Annotated in this window: 14 protein-coding genes; 6 read left to right on the top strand and 8 right to left on the bottom strand. The window is 65.5% G+C overall.

The window, feature by feature from the left end:
- The first annotated feature begins 474 nt into the window (after window positions 1-474).
- A complete protein-coding gene (locus tag U4Y90_RS35415) occupies window positions 475-1,425 on the top strand; it encodes an alpha/beta hydrolase (protein ID WP_321801740.1) in 951 nt (316 codons plus the stop codon).
- A complete protein-coding gene (ribBA, locus tag U4Y90_RS35410) occupies window positions 1,422-2,555 on the top strand; it encodes a bifunctional 3,4-dihydroxy-2-butanone-4-phosphate synthase/GTP cyclohydrolase II (protein ID WP_321801738.1) in 1,134 nt (377 codons plus the stop codon). The genes U4Y90_RS35415 and ribBA overlap by 4 nt, the downstream gene beginning before the upstream one ends.
- Here ribBA and U4Y90_RS35405 read toward each other — a convergent pair.
- The 3 genes from U4Y90_RS35405 to U4Y90_RS35395 are packed head-to-tail and all read right to left on the bottom strand — an operon-like array spanning window position 2,552 to window position 5,056.
- On the bottom strand, window positions 2,552-3,361 hold the full coding sequence (locus U4Y90_RS35405) for a gamma-glutamylcyclotransferase family protein (RefSeq protein ID WP_321801737.1): 810 nt from the start codon (window positions 3,359-3,361) through the stop codon (window positions 2,552-2,554). The two genes, ribBA and U4Y90_RS35405, sit on opposite strands and share 4 nt — an antisense overlap.
- A gap of 58 nt (window positions 3,362-3,419) precedes the next feature.
- Window positions 3,420-4,688 carry an RNA polymerase sigma factor gene (locus U4Y90_RS35400; protein ID WP_321801736.1) on the bottom strand — a complete coding sequence of 423 codons (1,269 nt, stop codon included), beginning with the start codon at window positions 4,686-4,688 and terminating at the stop codon, window positions 3,420-3,422.
- Window positions 4,685-5,056, bottom strand: coding sequence for a YciI family protein (locus tag U4Y90_RS35395; protein WP_321801735.1), 372 nt, complete (start codon window positions 5,054-5,056; stop codon window positions 4,685-4,687). The genes U4Y90_RS35400 and U4Y90_RS35395 overlap by 4 nt, the downstream gene beginning before the upstream one ends.
- 599 nt (window positions 5,057-5,655) lie before the next feature.
- Here U4Y90_RS35395 and U4Y90_RS35390 point away from each other — a divergent pair.
- Window positions 5,656-6,753 (top strand): NAD(P)-dependent alcohol dehydrogenase, encoded by a 1,098-nt coding sequence (locus tag U4Y90_RS35390; protein ID WP_321801734.1) that lies wholly within the window; start codon window positions 5,656-5,658, stop codon window positions 6,751-6,753.
- A 128-nt stretch (window positions 6,754-6,881) separates the two neighbouring features.
- On the opposite strand, the gene U4Y90_RS35385 is transcribed toward U4Y90_RS35390, so the two are convergent.
- Together U4Y90_RS35385 and U4Y90_RS35380 are read right to left on the bottom strand one after the other, a co-directional pair.
- Window positions 6,882-9,092, bottom strand: coding sequence for a TonB-dependent receptor (locus U4Y90_RS35385; protein ID WP_415749450.1), 2,211 nt, complete (start codon window positions 9,090-9,092; stop codon window positions 6,882-6,884).
- A 264-nt stretch (window positions 9,093-9,356) separates the two neighbouring features.
- Complete coding sequence (locus tag U4Y90_RS35380; protein WP_321801733.1) at window positions 9,357-10,574, bottom strand: PepSY-associated TM helix domain-containing protein; 1,218 nt, start codon at window positions 10,572-10,574, stop codon at window positions 9,357-9,359.
- Window positions 10,575-10,988: 414 nt separating this feature from the next.
- Here U4Y90_RS35380 and U4Y90_RS35375 point away from each other — a divergent pair, with 414 nt between their 5' ends.
- Window positions 10,989-11,912 carry a sterol desaturase family protein gene (locus tag U4Y90_RS35375; protein ID WP_321801732.1) on the top strand — a complete coding sequence of 308 codons (924 nt, stop codon included), beginning with the start codon at window positions 10,989-10,991 and terminating at the stop codon, window positions 11,910-11,912.
- Between the two features lie 62 nt (window positions 11,913-11,974).
- On the opposite strand, the gene U4Y90_RS35370 is transcribed toward U4Y90_RS35375, so the two are convergent.
- From U4Y90_RS35370 to U4Y90_RS35360, 3 genes are read right to left on the bottom strand one after another with little or no spacing between them, the layout of a single operon-like run.
- Window positions 11,975-13,552, bottom strand: a complete 1,578-nt coding sequence (locus tag U4Y90_RS35370) for an MFS transporter (RefSeq protein ID WP_321801730.1) — start codon at window positions 13,550-13,552, stop codon at window positions 11,975-11,977.
- 30 nt (window positions 13,553-13,582) lie between these two features.
- Window positions 13,583-14,779, bottom strand: a complete 1,197-nt coding sequence (locus U4Y90_RS35365; RefSeq protein WP_321801729.1) for a M20 aminoacylase family protein — start codon at window positions 14,777-14,779, stop codon at window positions 13,583-13,585.
- A gap of 13 nt (window positions 14,780-14,792) precedes the next feature.
- A complete protein-coding gene (locus U4Y90_RS35360; RefSeq protein WP_321801727.1) occupies window positions 14,793-16,007 on the bottom strand; it encodes a diaminopropionate ammonia-lyase in 1,215 nt (404 codons plus the stop codon).
- Window positions 16,008-16,125: 118 nt separating this feature from the next.
- On the opposite strand from U4Y90_RS35360, the gene U4Y90_RS35355 reads away from it, so the two are divergent.
- Together U4Y90_RS35355 and U4Y90_RS35350 are read left to right on the top strand one after the other, a co-directional pair.
- Window positions 16,126-16,605: an Lrp/AsnC family transcriptional regulator gene (locus tag U4Y90_RS35355; protein WP_321801725.1), complete on the top strand. Its 480-nt coding sequence runs from the start codon at window positions 16,126-16,128 to the stop codon at window positions 16,603-16,605.
- Window positions 16,606-16,619: 14 nt separating this feature from the next.
- The gene (locus tag U4Y90_RS35350; protein WP_321801723.1) at window positions 16,620-17,597 is read left to right on the top strand and encodes a GlxA family transcriptional regulator; all 978 of its coding nucleotides are present in this window, start codon (window positions 16,620-16,622) and stop codon (window positions 17,595-17,597) included.
- The last annotated feature ends 27 nt before the right edge of the window (window positions 17,598-17,624 follow it).

Genomic DNA, 17,624 nt, shown 5'->3' with positions numbered 1-17,624 from the left:
TACCCAGTGCACCTGAAATACCCGCTTTGCCAAGTCCACGCCAAATGTCGTAGTCTTCATTTCGAGCCCTCCTTACCCTCAGTGGTCGTTCGACACTTCCACTTTGGCACTTCGATGCCATCGGGTACAGCGAGGGCTCCGTCGCTTCTGCTGCCTCACCTATCCGCTTGGGAGGAAGGCGTCCATTCCATCTCCATCAGCACGCTCCATCCTCCATGCGACTGGTCAGGGTTCGATTCAGCCGGCCGCCAAGATTAAGACGTGTCTCAATCGGCGTCATCGGGAGATTCACTAGGGATGGAGCTTTCGTCATCCGGAGGCGCGAACCATCGTCCGATCGGATGATGTGGCGCGCCTGCCGCTGCGCTGGAATGGCCGTCAGGCCGCGCCGGCAAGCATCCGGCGCGATGACAGGGGGAAACCCGACGCGGGTATACCTGATTCCGCAGATCTTCGATTCAGACAGGAGTTCCGATGCCTCTCGATCCTCAGGCGCAGGCGTTGCTCGCCGCGTTCGCCCAAGCGGGCGCGATCGATTTCGATCGATTGACCGTCCCCGCCTATCGCGCGATCCTCGCGGCGGGCGGCGCCTTTGCGCCCGGCGACGCGGTCGCCGCCGAGGAGCAGTGGCGCATTCCGGCGGCCGGCGGCGAACTGGACGCGCGGCTGTATCGGCCGCGCGGCGTCGAAACGCCGCCGCTCACGGTGTTCTTTCATGGCGGCGGCTTCGTGTCGTGCGGTCTCGACTCGCACGCGAACCTGTGCCGCACCCTCGCGCAGCGGGCGGGCACGCTCGTGCTGTCGGTCGACTACCGTCTCGCGCCCGAGGCGCGCTTTCCGGCGGCGGCGCATGATGCCTGCGACGCCGTGCGCTGGGCCGCGGCGAGCACGCGCGATCTCGGCGCGCGCAACGGCGCGCTCGCGCTGGCGGGCGACAGCGCGGGCGGCAATCTCGCCGCCGTCGCTGCCCTGCAATTGCGCGGTTCCGGCATTGCATTCGCGCATCAGTTGCTGCTGTATCCGGTCGTCGATTGCGCGAGCGAGCATCCCTCTTACGCATCGTTCGGCAGCGGCTATTTCCTGACGGCCGAGATGATGCGCTGGTTCAAGCGCCACTATTTCGCCGACGACGCCGACCGCGCATCGCCGCTCGCGAGCCCGCTGGCCGCACCGGATCTGGCGCAGCTCGCGCCCGCGACGATCATCAGCGCCGAGTACGACCCGTTGCGCGACGAGGCCGAAGCGTATGCGGCGCGCCTCGCGCAAGCCGGCACGCCGGCGACGCTCGTGCGCTGGCCGGGCCAGATGCACGGCTTCGCGAGCATGCTCGGCGCGCTCGACGCCGCCGATCGCGTGCTGAGCTTCGCCGCGCGTGCGCTGCGCCGCGCATTCGACGACGCGAACGGCAGCCAGGAGCCGCGATGACGCTCGCCGGCACCCGGGAAATCGTCGACGAGTTGCGCGCGGGTCGAATGGTCCTGCTCGTCGACGAGGAGGATCGCGAGAACGAAGGCGATCTCGTGATCGCGGCGGATCACGTGACACCCGACGCGATCAACTTCATGGCGCGTCACGGGCGCGGGCTGATCTGCCTCACGCTGACCGCCGCGCGCTGCGCGCAATTGAAGCTGCCGCCGATGGCCGAAGGCAACGGCACGCCGTTCGGCACCGCGTTCACGGTGAGCATCGAGGCGGCCGAGGGCGTCACGACCGGCATCTCGGCCGCCGACCGCGCGCACACGATCCGCACCGCCGTGCGCGCCGACGCCCGGCCGAACGATCTCGTGCAGCCCGGCCATGTTTTCCCGATCGCCGCGCGCCCGGGCGGGGTGCTCGTGCGCGCGGGGCACACCGAGGCGGGTTGCGATCTCGCGGCGCTGGCCGGCCTCACGCCGGCGTCGGTGATCTGCGAGGTGATGAACGACGACGGCACGATGGCGCGGCTGCCGCAGTTGCGGAAATTCGCCGAACGACACGGCCTGAAGATCGGCACCATCGCCGATCTGATCCATTACCGGCGCGCGCACGAGTCGCTGATCGAACGCGTGGGCGAGCGGCCGCTGCATACGCCGTGGGGACGCTTCTCGGCGATCGAGTATCGCGACACCGTGCATCGCGCGCCGCATCTCGCGCTCGTGCGCGGCGAACCCGGTCCGGCGACGCCGGTGCTGACCCGCGTCCACGAGTGCCATTCGATCCTCGACCTGCTCGACGCCGAGCCGTCCGCGCATTCGTGGCCGCTGCACGCCGCGCTGCAACGGATCGACGCGGCGGGGTGCGGCGTCGCAGTGCTGCTCGACTGCGACATGCGCAACGAGGCGGCGTCGCTGCCGGCAAGCGGCGTTCACGCCGCCGCCGCGCGCCGCGACGGACGCGTGAGCGGCATCGGCTCGCAGATTCTGCGCGATATCGGCGTGCAACGGCTGAACGTGCTGTCGAGCCCGTTCAGGCTGCCGGCGTTGTCGGGGCACGATTTGCAGATCATGGCGTTCATTCCGCTCGGCGACGCCGACCCGGAAGCCGCCGGTCCGCCTTGCCCGCTCCGAAACGCCTAGCGCGTCATGGCCTCCCGAGGACACCGTTCTCCCTTGCGCTTCGCGAGCGCGGCGCTCACGGCGGCATAGTCTTCGGAGAAGGCACGTTGCGCGAAGCACGGCGCCGAAGCCGCGAGCAATGCGTCGACCGCCTCGTACTGCTTGTCGGCTACCCACGGCCGACGAGCGAGGGTGCGGTCGTTGAGCCAGTACGGGCTCCAGTCCCGGGTCGTCTCGAGGATTTCGCGCGCGAACTCCGGCCCGTACTCCAGCCCGCCCTCGATCACGACATCGATATACGACTCGACGAGCGGAAACCTCGCATCGGGTGACGGCAGCCCTTCGCCCGGCGCCTTTCCTTCGGCCTTCGGCACGTAGGCCCACACGGTCCCCTGCGTCGGCAGCGGCTGCCATGACACCGCCTCGATCAGCGCGCGCGGCACCTCCACGCGCACGTATCCCTTCTCGCGCGCGTCGAACGCGGCCATGTCGGTGCCGACGGGATAGATCACGCCGTTGATCGTCATCGGCCCCTCGCCTTCGTATGGACGACGCAGTCCGAGTGCCGTGAACCCCGAGGGCGAGCGATCGCTCCAGCTGCGCACGTAGCCGAAGGCCGCCGAAACGCGCACCGGAATCGCGACGACCGCCTTGCCGGCCGTGGCATTGCGAGACGGCGTATTGATGAGCGAGCCGTAACCGAAGATGAACTGCGTCGGCTGATCGGGAATGCGGGTTCCCCAGAAGTCGGCCGTCTGCGCCTGAACCGCCGAGCCGACGAGTGTCAGTGCCGCAATGAAGCCGCGAATGCTTGCCTTCCATGCCATGAGCGGGCCTCCGTCCAGTGCATTGCCATCGATATCGGGGTTTTCGACGCCGACCGATCTAACCGCCCTTCGCCGACCGCTCGACGCGCCTGCGCTGCAGGAACCGCCGCACCGCCGGATCGCGCTCGAGCCCGATTGCGAGATCGTACGCGGCGAGCGCTTCGGCCGTCGCGCCGGCGCGCGCGAGCAGATCGGCGCGCGCGGCCCAGTACGGCTGATATTCAGCCAGCCGGGGATCGTCCACGTACGGCTCGAGCGCGTCGAGCGCCGCCCGCGGACCGTCGCGTTGCGCCAGCGCGAGCGCGCGGTTCACCGCGACCACCGGCGACGCCGCTATCGCGAACAGCGCATCGTACAGTTGCACGATCTCGTCCCAGTTCGGGCGATGCGTGCGGCAGCGGTGCACGTGCGCCGACTGCAGCGCGGCTTCGAGCTGGAAGCGTCCGATTGCATTGAAGGCGTTCGCGCGCCGCAGCAACGCGTCGGCGGCGTCGATCATCGGCGCGTTCCATGTCGCCGGGTCCTGGGCCGACAACGGCACGTAGTCGCCGGCCGCATCGCGCCGCGCGCCGCAACGCGCCTGGGCATACAGCATCAGCGCGAGCAGTCCGAGCGTCTCCGGCTCCTCGGGCATCAGTTCGACGAGCAGATGCGCCAGAAACAGCGCCTCACCCGTGAGATCGCGCCGCCCGGCGTCGCAGCCGTCCGGGTCGGTCCAGCCTTCCGAATACACCGCATAGACGGCCTCCAGCACCGCGGCGAGCCGGCCGGGCAGGTCTTCGCGCTCGGGCACGCTGAACGGAATGCCCGCTTCGCGGATCTTGTTCTTCGCCCGCACGAGGCGCTTGCTCATCGCCGCGGGCGACATCAGGAACGCAGAGGCGATCGTCTTCGCTTCGAGCCCCAGCACCACTTGCAGCATCAGCGGCGTGCGAATCGCGGCCTCGAGCGCGGGGTGCGTGCACGCGAACAGCAGCGCGAGCCGCCGGTCCGGCAAAGCGCCCGCTTCGCGTTCGTCGATCTCGTCGGCAAGGATCGTGAGCTGATTCACCACTTCGTCGCCGACGCGGCGATGGCGCGCGCCGTCGATCGCCCGGCGGCGCGCCACCGTCATCAGCCATGCTTCGGGATTCGCGGGGCAGCCACGCTCGGGCCAGTCGGCGAGCGCGGCCGCGAACGCGTCGGCGAGCGCGTCCTCGGCCGCGGCGACATCGCGCGTGCGCATCGCGAGGAGCGCGACGAGCTTGCCGTAGCTGCGGCGCGCGACCGCCTCGGCAATCGAACGCGCGGCGCCGTCGGCGTCACGGCCGGCGGCGGACTCGCTCATGCCGCGGATGGCGCATCGTAGGGCGCCGTCCAGACCGGGCGCACCTCCATGAGGCCGTGCGCCGCGCCCGGACAGCGCGACGCCCACGCGATCGCCGCGTCCAGGTTGGGCACGTCGATCAGGTAGTAGCCGGCGAGCTGCTCCTTCGAATCGGAATACGGTCCGTCGAGCACCTGCGGCTTGCCATCGACGAGACGCACCGTGGTGGCCGTGCTCGTGTGCTGCAGCCGGTTGGCGCCCAGCAGCGCGTCGGCCTTTTTCAACGATTCGGTGTACGCCTGATAGGCGGCGACGCCCTGCTGCCGCTCGCTGTCGGTCATCTGGTTCCAGCGATTCTCGTCCGAATAGATCATCAACAGGTATTGCATATGAACCTCCGTCACGGGTTGAGGCGGCTGAATGGCATCGGGCCGCCATCACAATGACGCGCGGGCCCCGGGCCGATGGACAGGGGGTCGAAATAATTGCGCAGCGCCGGCTCGATGTGCCCGTTCTTCGAGAGTCCTCGACACAACGACGACAGAATAGTCGAATTCACAGCGCCGGACGATGGCGCCACCCGTTGTCCAGGACGTTCGTGACCGGCAGCCTCGCCGACGGCATGCCCGCCTGCGTGAAATTTTCGTGACGGGGCGTTCGCGGTGCGATCGGCGACATCGGCCTGATCGCGCGACGCCGGAGTTGCGACCGCGCGCCGCAGAGTTGTCCCGCGCCGAATCCTATACTTGATCACGCCGACGTGAAGCGACGATCGCCCGGCGACAGCAACGTGTGCATGTCGCCACGCTTCCGACAAGCCGCGAACATCGCCGGCGATTCGATTTTCCTGTGATTAGGCATACGTACGTTTCGTAAGGTATTCAATGGCGGTTCTCCGTGAACACGCAGCACGACGCAACCGACCATCCGCCCTCCCGGAAGGCAGTCGTGGAGGCATTTCAATCGACAGTCGAATAGAGGCTCCGCAATGAGCGAAATGATGAAAGCGGCAGTATTCGTCGAGAAAGGACGAATCGAAGTGACGGACAAACCGATTCCCGATGTCGGCCCCAACGACGCGCTGGTTCGCATCACCACCACGACCATCTGTGGCACCGACGTGCACATTCTCAAAGGCGAGTATCCCGTCGCTCCGGGCCTGACCATCGGGCACGAACCGGTCGGCGTGATCGAAAAGCTCGGCTCCGCCGTGGTGGGCTACGAGGAAGGCCAGCGGGTGATCGCCGGCGCGATCTGTCCCAACTTCAACAGCTATGCGGCACAGGATGGCTACCCCAGCCAGGACGGCAGCTACCTGATCGCGCAAGGCCTGTGCGGATGCCACGGGTACACGGCCACGGCCGGCTGGCGCTTCGGCAATCTGATCGACGGAACGCAGGCCGAATACGTGCTGGTGCCCGATGCGCAAGCGAATCTCGCGCCGATTCCCGACGGCCTTGCCGACGAACAGGTATTGATGTGCCCCGACATCATGTCGACCGGTTTCAAGGGCGCGGAAAACGCCAACATCAAGATCGGCGACACGGTGGTGGTGTTCGCGCAAGGCCCGATCGGTCTGTGCGCGACGGCGGGCGCGCGTCTGCTGGGCGCCACCACGATCATCGCCGTGGACGGCAACGAGCATCGCCTCGGCATCAGCAAGAAGCTCGGTGCGGACGTCACGCTCAATTTCAATCAGTGCGACGTCGTGCAGGAAGTGCTGAAGCTGACCGGCGGCAAGGGCGCGGACTCGGCGATCGAGGCGCTCGGCACGCAGCGCACCTTCGAGAACGCGATGAAGGTCGTCAAGCCCGGCGGCACGCTGTCGAGCCTGGGCGTGTATTCGGAGGACCTGAAAATTCCGCTGGCGAATTTCGCCGCGGGCCTCGGCGACCACACCATTCGCACGGCGCTATGTCCCGGCGGCAAGGAGCGCATGCGCCGGCTGATGAATGTGATCGAGGCAGACCGGCTCGACCTCGGCGTGATGGTGACGCACCGCTACCGGCTCGACGATATCGTCGCGGCGTATGAACTGTTCGCCAACCAGCGAGACGGTGTGTTGAAGGTGGCCATCAATCCGTGACGATGCGAGCGGTCTCGTTCGACTTCGCCCGCGTAGACTCGATTCCGCATGAACGGATCAATCCGGAAATGACAGACGCCGCGCATTCACGCGAATACGCGGCGTTTTTTCGTGTCGGATGAAGCCGATCAGAAATCCGTCGTCATCGACAGGAGCACCGTGCGCGGCGCGCCCTGCGTCAGATAACCACCGATCGTCGACGCCCAGTACGACTTGTTCGCGACGTTGAGCACGCTCGCGCGGAAGGTCGTCGGCTTGCCGAACAGCACGGTCGCGTAACGCGCGCCGAGGTCGAAGCGGTCCCATGCGGGAATCGACAGCGTGTTCGTCACGTTCAGATACTGCGAGCCCGTGTGGATCCAGCGCGCGGTCAGCGTGAGACCGTTCAGCGCCGGCACATCGTATTCCGCGTTGACGTTGAACATCATCGTCGGCACGCCGATCGGCTTGTTGCCGTCGGTCGCGCCGCTGCCCGTGTCGTACTGCGTTGCGTGGATGTAGGTCGCGCCCGCGATCAGGCGCACGCCGTGCACCGGCTCGCCGTAGATCGACGCTTCCAGCCCGCGATGCCGCTGCGTGCCGTCCGCGACGAAAATGTTCGAGCTGTTCACGAAGGTCAGCGGCTTCTCGATCTGAAACGCTGCGAACGATGCGCCGTACTGGCCGTTGTCGTACTTCGCGCCCACTTCCCATTGCTTCGATTTCGCCGGCGGAAGCTGCTCGCCGAAGTTCGCGGCGGTGTTCGGCGCCGAATCGCCGATCGTCAGCGCCTCGCTGCGATTCGCGAAGAGCGCGACGTCCTGCATCGGCTTGACGACGAGACCGAAGACCGGCGTCGTGATCGAATCGTCGTAGTTGCGCGTCTGCACGCCGGTGTAGCTGTACGTGTTCGTCAGCAGTTCCTGATGGCGCGCGCCGATGGTGAACAGCACGCGATCGTTCAGAAAGCCGAGCGTGTCCGAAATCGACACGCTGCGCATCAGGTTGAGCGCAGTCGTCTGCGGATCGGACAGATTGCCGCCCGTCAGGACGGTCGCCGGATACGGCACTTGCGGCGTGTCGTAGAGGCTCGTCGCGAACGAACTGCTGAACGTGTACGCCGACTTCGAGTCGACCCGCACGATCGACGCGCCCGCCGTCACGAAATGCGACACCGGTCCGGTGTTGAAATGCCCGCGCACGCCCGCTTCGGCGGAGGTGCCGTCTTCCTTGTGCGGCACGCCGAGACGCGTCGCGGTGGTGGAACCGTCTGCCTGGATGCTCGGCGACGAATAGTCGCCATGCTCGTCGGTGTGACGCGCGCCGCCCGTGATGTAGGCGGCCCAGCCCGGCAGGAAATCGTACTCCGCGCGCAGGATGCCGACCGTATCCTCGATCGAGCTGAAGCTCCAGGTCTGCGCGTAGTTATAGGTCGCCGATGGCGGCTCCGGAATGAAATTCGCGTAGTCGTTGACGGCCGGGCGGCCGCCGTTGATGCGCTGACGTTGATACAGGAAATCGCCGTAGAGACGCAGCTTGTCGCCGCGCCAGTCGATCGACACGGCCGTCGTGTTGTCGCGGCGGTGTTCGCCGTCGATGCTCGTTTCGCCGTCGTGATTCGCCTGATTCACGCGGATGCCGAGCTGCCCTTCGCTGCCGAAGCGCCGGCCGATATCGACGTGCGCCCCGATCTCGCCCGAGGCCGTGCCTTCGAGCGTGACGCGCGTGAGCGGTTTGTCGTCCGCGCGCTTCAGTTGCAGGTTCAGCCCGCCGCCCACCGCCGAGCCGTTCGGCGACGCGCCGTTCAGAAAGGCATTCGCACCCTTGAACACGTCGACGCGCTCCAGCGCATCGGTCGCCACGAGCTGGCGCGGCGTGATGCCGTACAGGCCGTTCAGCGACACGTCGTCGCCGTCGAGTTGAAAGCCGCGGATCACGTATGTTTCCGCGAAGTTGCCGAAGCCGTACGCAGTGCGAACGGACGGATCGTTCGCGAGCACGTCGGCGATGGTGCGCGCCTGCTGGTCTTCGATGAGCTTCGACGTGTAGGTCGTCATGCTGAACGGCACGTCGAGCATCTTCTGCTGGCCGAGCACGCCGAAATCGGCGCCGCGCGCGACCTGGCCGCCCGCGAAGGTCGGCGCGAGATCGCCGGGAAGCTGTTCCTTCGAAGCCTGAACCTTCACGGCGGGCAGCGCGCTTTCCTGCGGCGCCGCGGTGGCGTTGCTGTCGCCGCCGCCGGCCGACTGCGCGTGGGCCGGCAGGGAGAAGACCATCGCGACGGCCGCGACGATGGCGGCGCGATGCGTCAGCGCCTTCGCAGGCGCTGCCTGCGGGGTGTGAGTGCGGGAAACGGACATGAATGCGGAAACTACGATTGGGTCGGTCTTCCGTCCCGGGGCGCGATTGGAATCCGGGAGGCATTGTTTCGTGTCGCAAGACCAGTCGCGGCGAGCGCGTGACAGGCGGGACTACGTTATGCGCCGGATTATAGAGTAAATAAGATTCGTTATCATTCAACAAGAAAAAGATTTGCGCGAACGCAACATCTCACGCGAACCGGTGACTCTCGCCGAGCTTTATTCGAGTTATCGGAATGACTTGCGATGATGACGCCGAGCGCTTCAGGATGTCAGCGAGCGCGCCGCCCGCGCGTTTGCGACCGAAGCCGAATGCCGCCGCGCGGAGCGCTTTCTGAACCAGATGATGAGGCCCGTCGCACTGAGCACGGCGACCGCGATGCCCACGGCGCTCACGAGAATGCGCCCGCCGACGCCGACGATGCGCCCCGAGTGCAGCGGAAACTGCGCCTGCATGAAGATGTCGCCGGCCGAGCCGCGGCCCGGAATCGACGAGCCCGCGAGCGTGGCTGTCTGAGCGTTGTAGTAGAGCCAGGCGTTGCCGAGACCCATGTCGCCATGATCGCGTCCCGGCGCGAAGAAGCCGACGCCGTAAGCCTTGAACATCGGCGCATAGTAGAGCGCGCCCATCGGCTCGGTCAGGTTCTCGCGTTTCGCGTCGCGCGCGGCCATCTCCAGAATCTGCTCGCGCGTGGCGAGCGGCTTGCCCGGCGGCCCCGCGCGCACGAGTTCCGGGTTGTCGAGGAACGATGGCGAGAGCTTCGAGAACATCGACACGACCGGGCGCATCACGGGCTCGGCGAGATTCATCGAAATCGACGTGAGCGCCATCACGAGCAACAGGCCCCAGATCCATACGCCGCCGGAGCGATGCAGATCGAACGTGAGCGCGTAGCCGCCGCGCTTCACGCGGAACGCGAACGACTTGCGCCACGCCTTCACGCTCGGAAACGACAGAACCAGCGCGATGCCGCTGTCGAAGAACCACAGAATCCCGACGATGCCGATCAGCCACGTGCCGATATCGAAACCGCCGACGACCGGCAAATGCAGCGTGTAGTGCAGCTTGTAGAGAAACGGCATCAGATCGATGCGCGCGAGCGACACCGCGCCCCACATGCGCTGTGCCTGCACCCGGCCCGTCGCGGGATCGACGGCGATCTGGCTGTACGCGACGTCGTACGGCGCGTTGGTCGCCGGATTGGTGCGCGGCATCACCATCATCTGCGCGGTGTGCCCCGGCTCTATGCCGAGCGGCAGATACGTCACTTCGACGCGCGGATCGGCCGCCTCGACGCGCCGCGCGAGTTCGAGCGGCGGCAGCGCGGGACCTTCGGTGTGTGCGTTGAAGAAAGACGGATTGAGGAGCGCATCGATTTCGTGATCCCACGCGATGATCGCGCCCGTGAGACCCGAGACGAAGAGAAACAGCGCGGTCGCGACGCCGAGCCAGCGATGCAGGCGAACCAGAACCGGCCTCATGCCCGCGGAACCTCGGAACGATAGTCGTACGCCACGGCGGTCATCTTTGCGATGCGATGTAAATAGGAATTGTTCGCATTCTATCGATGTCTGGCGTGCTGTACAAGGTACGCCGGCCGAATTCGCACGATGACCGCCGATTCCATCGCACGCTTTCTCGCGTCGCGCAATGAAGGCTGGACCATTTTCGAGATCCCCGCCAAACCTTAGTCAAACAAGAAGCCGGCGCAAGGCCCCAACGCGCCGACTCCCGGCCGACATACTTTGAAATAACTCCCGCGAAACGCCCGCCCCTTTTTCCACAAGGCTTTGCGGGCGGCCCATGACATTCCATGAAATAGTTTGTGCGTGGTTTTTAACCGGGTCGATCGCCACAATGGGTTCATTCGCAACCACCCACCAAGGCGAACCATCATGGAACTGGAGCTGCTCGGAAAAATTTCGATGTATGTGATGGGCGTCGTTCTCGCTGCGTCGATGATCGAGGCCGTCGTCCTGCACTTCAAGCACAAAGGCACCGACAAGGCCTTCGACTGGCACGAGACCTGGATCTCCCTCGCCGATCTCGTCGGTCGCAAGCTGCTCGCCTTCGTGCCCATCTCGCTCGCGACGCCGGTGTTCAACTTCGCATGGGAGCATCGCATCCATACGGTCACGACGAACACCGCGCTGACGCTGTTCCTGCTCTTCATCGGACAGGAGTTCTGCTACTACTGGTATCACCGCGCGTCGCACACGATCCGCTTCTTCTGGGCGAATCACGCGGTGCACCACTCGCCGAACCAGTTGACGCTGTCGTCCGCGTACCGTCTCGGCTGGCTGACCAAGATCGCCGGCTCGGCCATCTTCTTCACCCCGCTCGTGTGGTTCGGCGTGAAGCCCGATGTGGTGCTCGCGGTCGTGTCGATCAACCTGCTCTACCAGTTCTGGCTGCATGCAACGTGGATTCCGAAGCTCGGCTGGCTCGAATATGTGTTCAACACGCCGTCGTCGCACCGTGTGCACCACGCATCGAACGCGACGTATCTCGATGCGAACTTCGGCGGCGTGCTGATCGTGTTCGATCGCCTGTTCGGCACCTACGTGGAAGAGCGCGCCGAGGAGCCCTGTGTCTACGGACTGACCACGCCGGTGACCTCGCATAACCCGATCGTCGTCGAGATGCAGCACTGGGTCAGCCTCGTGAAGGACATGTTCAACGCGAAGAGCGTGTCGGATGCGGTCGGCTTTCTGCTGCGTCCTCCGGGCTGGCTGCCGAACGGCGAAGGCCACACGACCGAAGAATTGCAAAAGCGCGCCAAGTCGATCGAACAACAACCGGCCCACGTCGGCCAATAACAAAAGCTTCACAGCGGCACCTTCGAATCCCGATGTCCGGCTCACGCCCGCATCGGGATTTTTCATTTTCTGCGCTGGATGGTCGCCGCCGCCACGCACGCCGCCGCGAATGCGCACGCGGCGGACAGCGCGGCGACGGCGCGCAGGGCTTCGGCGATGGCGTCCGCCTGCGCGCGGGCGAGCGGTGTCGCGGGCGCGGCGGACAAAGCCTGCGCATCGAGCACGCGCATGCTCTCGTGCGGCAGATGCAGGCGATCGAGCCGCGCCGACAACGCCGCGTCGTGCGACCACACGAACACGATGCCGAGCACCGCGATCGCCAGCAGGCTCGCCACTCGCGCGACCGCGTTGTTGATGCCGGACGCGACGCCCGCGCGCCCGGTTCCGACCGCCGCCATCACGGTCGTCGTCAACGGCGCGACGGTAATCGTCATGCCGAGCCCGAGCACGACGAGCGCGGGCAGAAAACCCGCCCAATAGCTGCCCGCGACGAACGGCAGCGCGAGCATCGCGAAACCCAGACCCGCGATGCACGGCCCCGCGATCAACAACGCCCGCGCGCCGAAGCGGCTCGTCAATCCGCCCGTGAAGCGCGACAGCAAGCCGATGATGAGCGGCATCGGCAGCACTGCCGCGCCCGCTTCGGTCGCGCTGAACCCGTATGCGCGGATCAGGGTGAACGGCAGGAAGAACAGCACGCCGCCGAGCCCGAAATACAGCAGCAGCGTGACGAGATTGGCGCCGCTGAAATCGCGCGAGCGGAAGATGTCGAGCGGGACCATCGGATCGCGCGATTTCGCTTCGATCGCGATGAACGCGGCGAGCAGCATCGCGCCCGCGCCGATCATCCCCAGCACGAGCGGATCGGCGAAGCCGCGCGACGGCGCCTCGGTGAGCCCGAAGGTCAGCGCCGCGAGCCCCGCCGCCGTGCTCGCGGCGCCGGGCCAGTCGAGCGCTTGCGGCGCGTCGGCGTCGTGGCTATCGGGGACGGACGCGATCGCGAGCGCGATCGTCGCGGCGGCGAGCGGCAGATTGAGGAAGAAGATCGCGCGCCAGGAAAAGGCATCGACGAGCCAGCCGCCCGCCGCCGGCCCGAGCGACGACGTGATCGCCCCGACGCCCGCCCACGTGCCGATCGCGCGTCCGCGCGCCTCGCCCTCGAACACCGCGCCGATGATCGCGAGGCTGCCCGGCACGAGCAGCGCCGCGCCGATGCCCTGCAACGCGCGCGCCGCGATGAGCCAGCCCATGTCCGGCGCGAAGCCGCACGCCGCCGACGCGACCGTGAAAATCGCGATGCCCGCGATGAACACCCTGCGCCGGCCCAGCTTGTCGCCCATCGAACCGCCGACGAGCACGAGCGCGCCGAGAAACAGCAGATACGCGTTGACGACCCACTGCATCGCCGCGATGCTCGCGCCGAGTTCGCTCTGGATAGAAGGCAGCGCGACGTTGACGACCGAGCCGTCGATGAACGCCATGCTGGAGCCGAGAATCGTCGCCGACAACGCGAGCCGCTTGCGCCGGCACGGCTGATCGGCCGCGACGGGATGGGCGCGAATGACGAGCTCGTCGCAAGGACTCGCCTGCGCGGCGATGGCGTGCGCCCGTTGCGGACTATCGGGATGCCGGCTGGCCAAGGTCGCTTCCCTGTTTCGTCGACGAAATGCCTAAGTAGAAGCCAATCGCGCGCCCTTGTCCACGACGGCGCGCGGCAATGCAAGGCGCGCGATCTCCGCGAAATATCGCGCGCCCGTCTGCAGTATTTCGTCGTTGAAGTCGTAACACGCGTTATGCAGCGGAACGCCGCCCTCTTCCGCCGATTCGCCGTTGCCGATGAACACGAAATTGCCCGGCACGACCTGGAGGAACGCGCCGAAGTCTTCCGAGATCATCATCGGCTGAACGTCGGCGTCTACGTCATGCGCGCCCGCGATGTTCGTCGCCGCACGCACCGCGAGATCGACATAGCCCGGCGAGTTGATCGTCGGCGCGAACTCGTGCGTGTATTCGAACGCGCAGTCCGCGCCGTTCGCGCGGCAGATGCCTTCGCTCACTTCCTTCATGCGCGATGCCAGCAGCGTCTGCACTTCGCGCGAATAACTTCGCGTATCGCCCTTGATGACGACATTCGAGGGAATCACGTTCCTCAGTCCGTCCGTGATGAACTCCGTGCACGAGATCACGGCTTGCGCGCCGGGATCGAGATTGCGCGACACGATCGTCTGCAACGCCACGACGATCTGCGATGCGACGACAATCGGATCGATGCCCATATGCGGACGCGCCGCATGCGTGCCGCGGCCCTTGACGTGAATCGCGAAGTTATCCTCGCTCGCCATGATGCCGCCCGCGCGTGTCGCGAACGTGCCGGCGCGCATGCCCGGCATGTTGTGCGCGCCGAAGATCGCGTCGACGGGAAAGCGCTCGAAGAGGCCATCGGCCATCATCGCTTTCGCGCCGCGTCCGTGCTCTTCGGCCGGCTGAAAGACGAAGCGCACGGTGCCGTCGAAATCGCGTCGTTCGGCGAGCAGACGCGCGGCGCCGAGGATCATCGACATATGGCCATCGTGCCCGCACGCATGCATTTTTCCGTGCGTGCGCGAAGCATGCGCGCGATCCGGCGCATGCTCGACGATGTTCAGCGCATCCATGTCCGCACGCAGCCCGATGACGCCCTTTCCTTCGCCCACTTTCAGATTCGCGACGAGCCCCGTTCCGCCGATCCCGCGATGCACGTCAAGCCCGAGCGTTTCGAGAATGCGCGCGACATAGTCCGCGGTTTCGATCTCTTCGAAGCCGGTTTCGGGATGCCGGTGCAGATGATGGCGCCAGCTCTTCAATTGCGCTTGCAGGGTGCTTTCCATGCGTGATGTCCTCTCATTGCACGCCGCGCTTCAGCCAGTCGCGCTGACGCTTCGATACGTCGGCCGCCGATTCGCCGGCGAGTTGCGCATACACCGAAGGCGCCGTCGCGCCTTCCGTGTTGATGACGAGCACGCGAGCGTTCCCGTCGAGCCCGAGCGAACGGGCGAGCCGGCGATCGCGCATCGACACGGCGAGCCCCGCGAATCCCGCCGCGCCCGATTCGCCCGCGACGATCGGCACATCATGACCGACGCCTTGCGCGAGCGCTTTCATCGCATCGACTGCATCGCTGTCTTCGATAAGCACGAAGTCGTCGATGCATCGTTCGAGCACCCGCCACGCGAGCGGCGACGCCTCCCCGCATGCGAGCCCGGCCATCACCGAATCGACAGAACCCGTCGATTTCGCCGCCTTGCCTTCGATGGCGCTCCGATATAGACAATCGGCCTGCACCGGCTCGACGACGATAAAGCGCGGTCGCGCCTCGCCATGGCGCTCCCACAGATAGCTCGCGACGCCAGCGGCAAGACCGCCGACGCCGCCTTGCAGGAACACGTGCGTGAACGGCGCGTCTTGCTGCTCGACGATCTCCGCGGCGATCACGCCATAACCTTGCATGACATCGCGGGGCATCGTTTCATAACCCTCGTATGAGGTGTCTGAAACGACATGCCAGCCATTCGATTGAGCCAGCTTCGCCGCGTGGTCGACCGACTCGTCGTAGTTTCCCGCGATGCGCACGATGCGCGCCCCGTACGCCGCGATAGCCTGCTCGCGTTCCTCGCTGACATTGGCGTGCAGCACGATGACGCACTCGCAGCCGAAGCTCCGCGCGGCGGCGGCGAGCGCCTTGCCGTGATTGCCATCGGTCGCGCTGATCACGGTCAGGTTCGCGAGCAGCCGCGCGTAATGGCCTTCGAAGAGGCGCTTCGGATCGATGTCGTGCGCGTGCCAATGTCGCATCACGAGACGCGCCAGCGCGATCGGCGCACCGAGCGCCTTGAAGCTGCCGAGCGGCGAGCGCACGGATTCATCCTTCACGCACAATCGCGCGATGCCAAACTGCGCGGCGGCATCGGCGAGATTCCAGAGCGGCGTGCTAGCGCGGTTAATGAGCGGCCAGTTCGCGAGCCACGCGCGGCTTTCGCTCGCGGCTTCGATGTTCAGTATCGCGCGAAGATCGGCGGGATACGCGATTTTGCGCGACTTCGGATTCGAAACGAGCATACGGGACAACTCCGCATAAGAAAGGCGACCGGAAAATAATATTGCGCGCGCGGATCAAAAAACGCGCGTTGTCGAGGTCGCTTATGCAAAAATCTCTCGATCTTCGAGAGACAACGACATGACTTCCAGCCTCGACATCTTCGATCGAAAACTTCTCGCCGAAGTCCAGCGCGATGCGCAAACGCCGCAGAACGAACTCGGCGCGCGCGTCAATCTTTCGACGGCAGCGGTGAACCGCAGATTGCGACGCCTTCTGGACGAAGGCGTGATCGATCGCTATGCGGCTATCGTCGCGCCGGAGAAAGTCGATCATCCGCTGACCATCATCGTGATGGTCGAAGTCGAGAGCGAGCAGATTGATCTGCTCGATGCAATGAAGCGCACCTTCGCGCAATGTCCGCAGATTCAGCAGTGCTATTACGTGGCGGGCGAAGCGGATTTCGTTCTGGTGCTGAGCGTGCGCGACATGGAGCAATACAACGAACTCACGCGACAGCTTTTCTTTTCCAATAACAACGTCAAGCGCTTCAAGACGCTCGTGAGCATGAGCCGCGTGAAAGTGGGGCTCAGCGTGCCTGTCGATACGGCGAACGAGTGAAGAACGGTAATGCCATGCTTCTGACTGTCGATATCATCATCTACAACGGCTTCAAGGCGCTCGAAGCCATCGGTTCATTGAGCGTCTTTACCTACGCGAACATTCATCTGGAACGCCGTGGCCTTGCGGGCCGCTATGACGTCAAGCTCGCATCGATCAAGCGCGGCGAAGTGGTATCCGACACGGGTGTGTCGCTCACGGCGACGAAGCGCATCGACACGCTCGCGCTGCCGCATACCGCGATCATCGTCGGCGCGTGGCAGATCGAGGAAGCGGTGAGCCATGCGCCGCAAATCGTGCAGTGGGTCGAAGCCGCCGCGAATCGCATGGCGCGCACGGCCGCGCTCTGTTCCGGTGCTTTCTTTCTGGCCGCTGCGGGTTTGCTGGACGGCAAGCGCGCGACGACTCACTGGGCCGTCGCCGATGCATTGAGGACGAGGTATCCGGCTATTCGCGTCGATGCCGATTGCATCTTCATTCGCGAAGGCAATCTGTGGACGTCGGCGGGCGTGACGGCCGGCATCGATCTGGCGCTCGCGCTCGTCGAAGAGGATTTCGGGCTGGATGTCGCGCTCGACGTGGCGCGAGATCTGGTCGTCTATCTCAAGCGTCCCGGCGGACAGTCGCAATTCAGCTCGCATCTCGTGAGTCAGGCGACGCACAATCCCGGCATCCGCGATGTGCAGGACTGGATGCTCGCGAACCTTCAAAGAGAAATCTCGCCGACAGAGATGGCGGAACGCCTGTCAATGAGCGTGCGCAATTTCAATCGCTCATTCAAGCGCGAAACCGGTACGACGCCGTCGACCTTCGTCACGCGCGCGCGCATCGAAGCAGCGCGCAGGATGCTGGAGGAAGGCAATCTGCCCGCCAAGACCGTCGCCGCGAACAGCGGCTTCAAGACCTATGAAGCGATGAGGAAGGCATTCCAGCAAGCGCTCGGCATTACGCCGCTGACGTATCGCGAGCGCTTCGGCATGGGCCGCGCATGAGCGTCCGAACGCCTTCCTCGCGATGCA

Origin of the sequence: Caballeronia sp. J97 (assembly GCF_905220305.1) — a bacterium.
Classification (GTDB): domain Bacteria; phylum Pseudomonadota; class Gammaproteobacteria; order Burkholderiales; family Burkholderiaceae; genus Caballeronia.
Note: the sequence above shows the minus strand (reverse complement) of the source record. Positions and strands in the feature narration are given on the sequence as shown.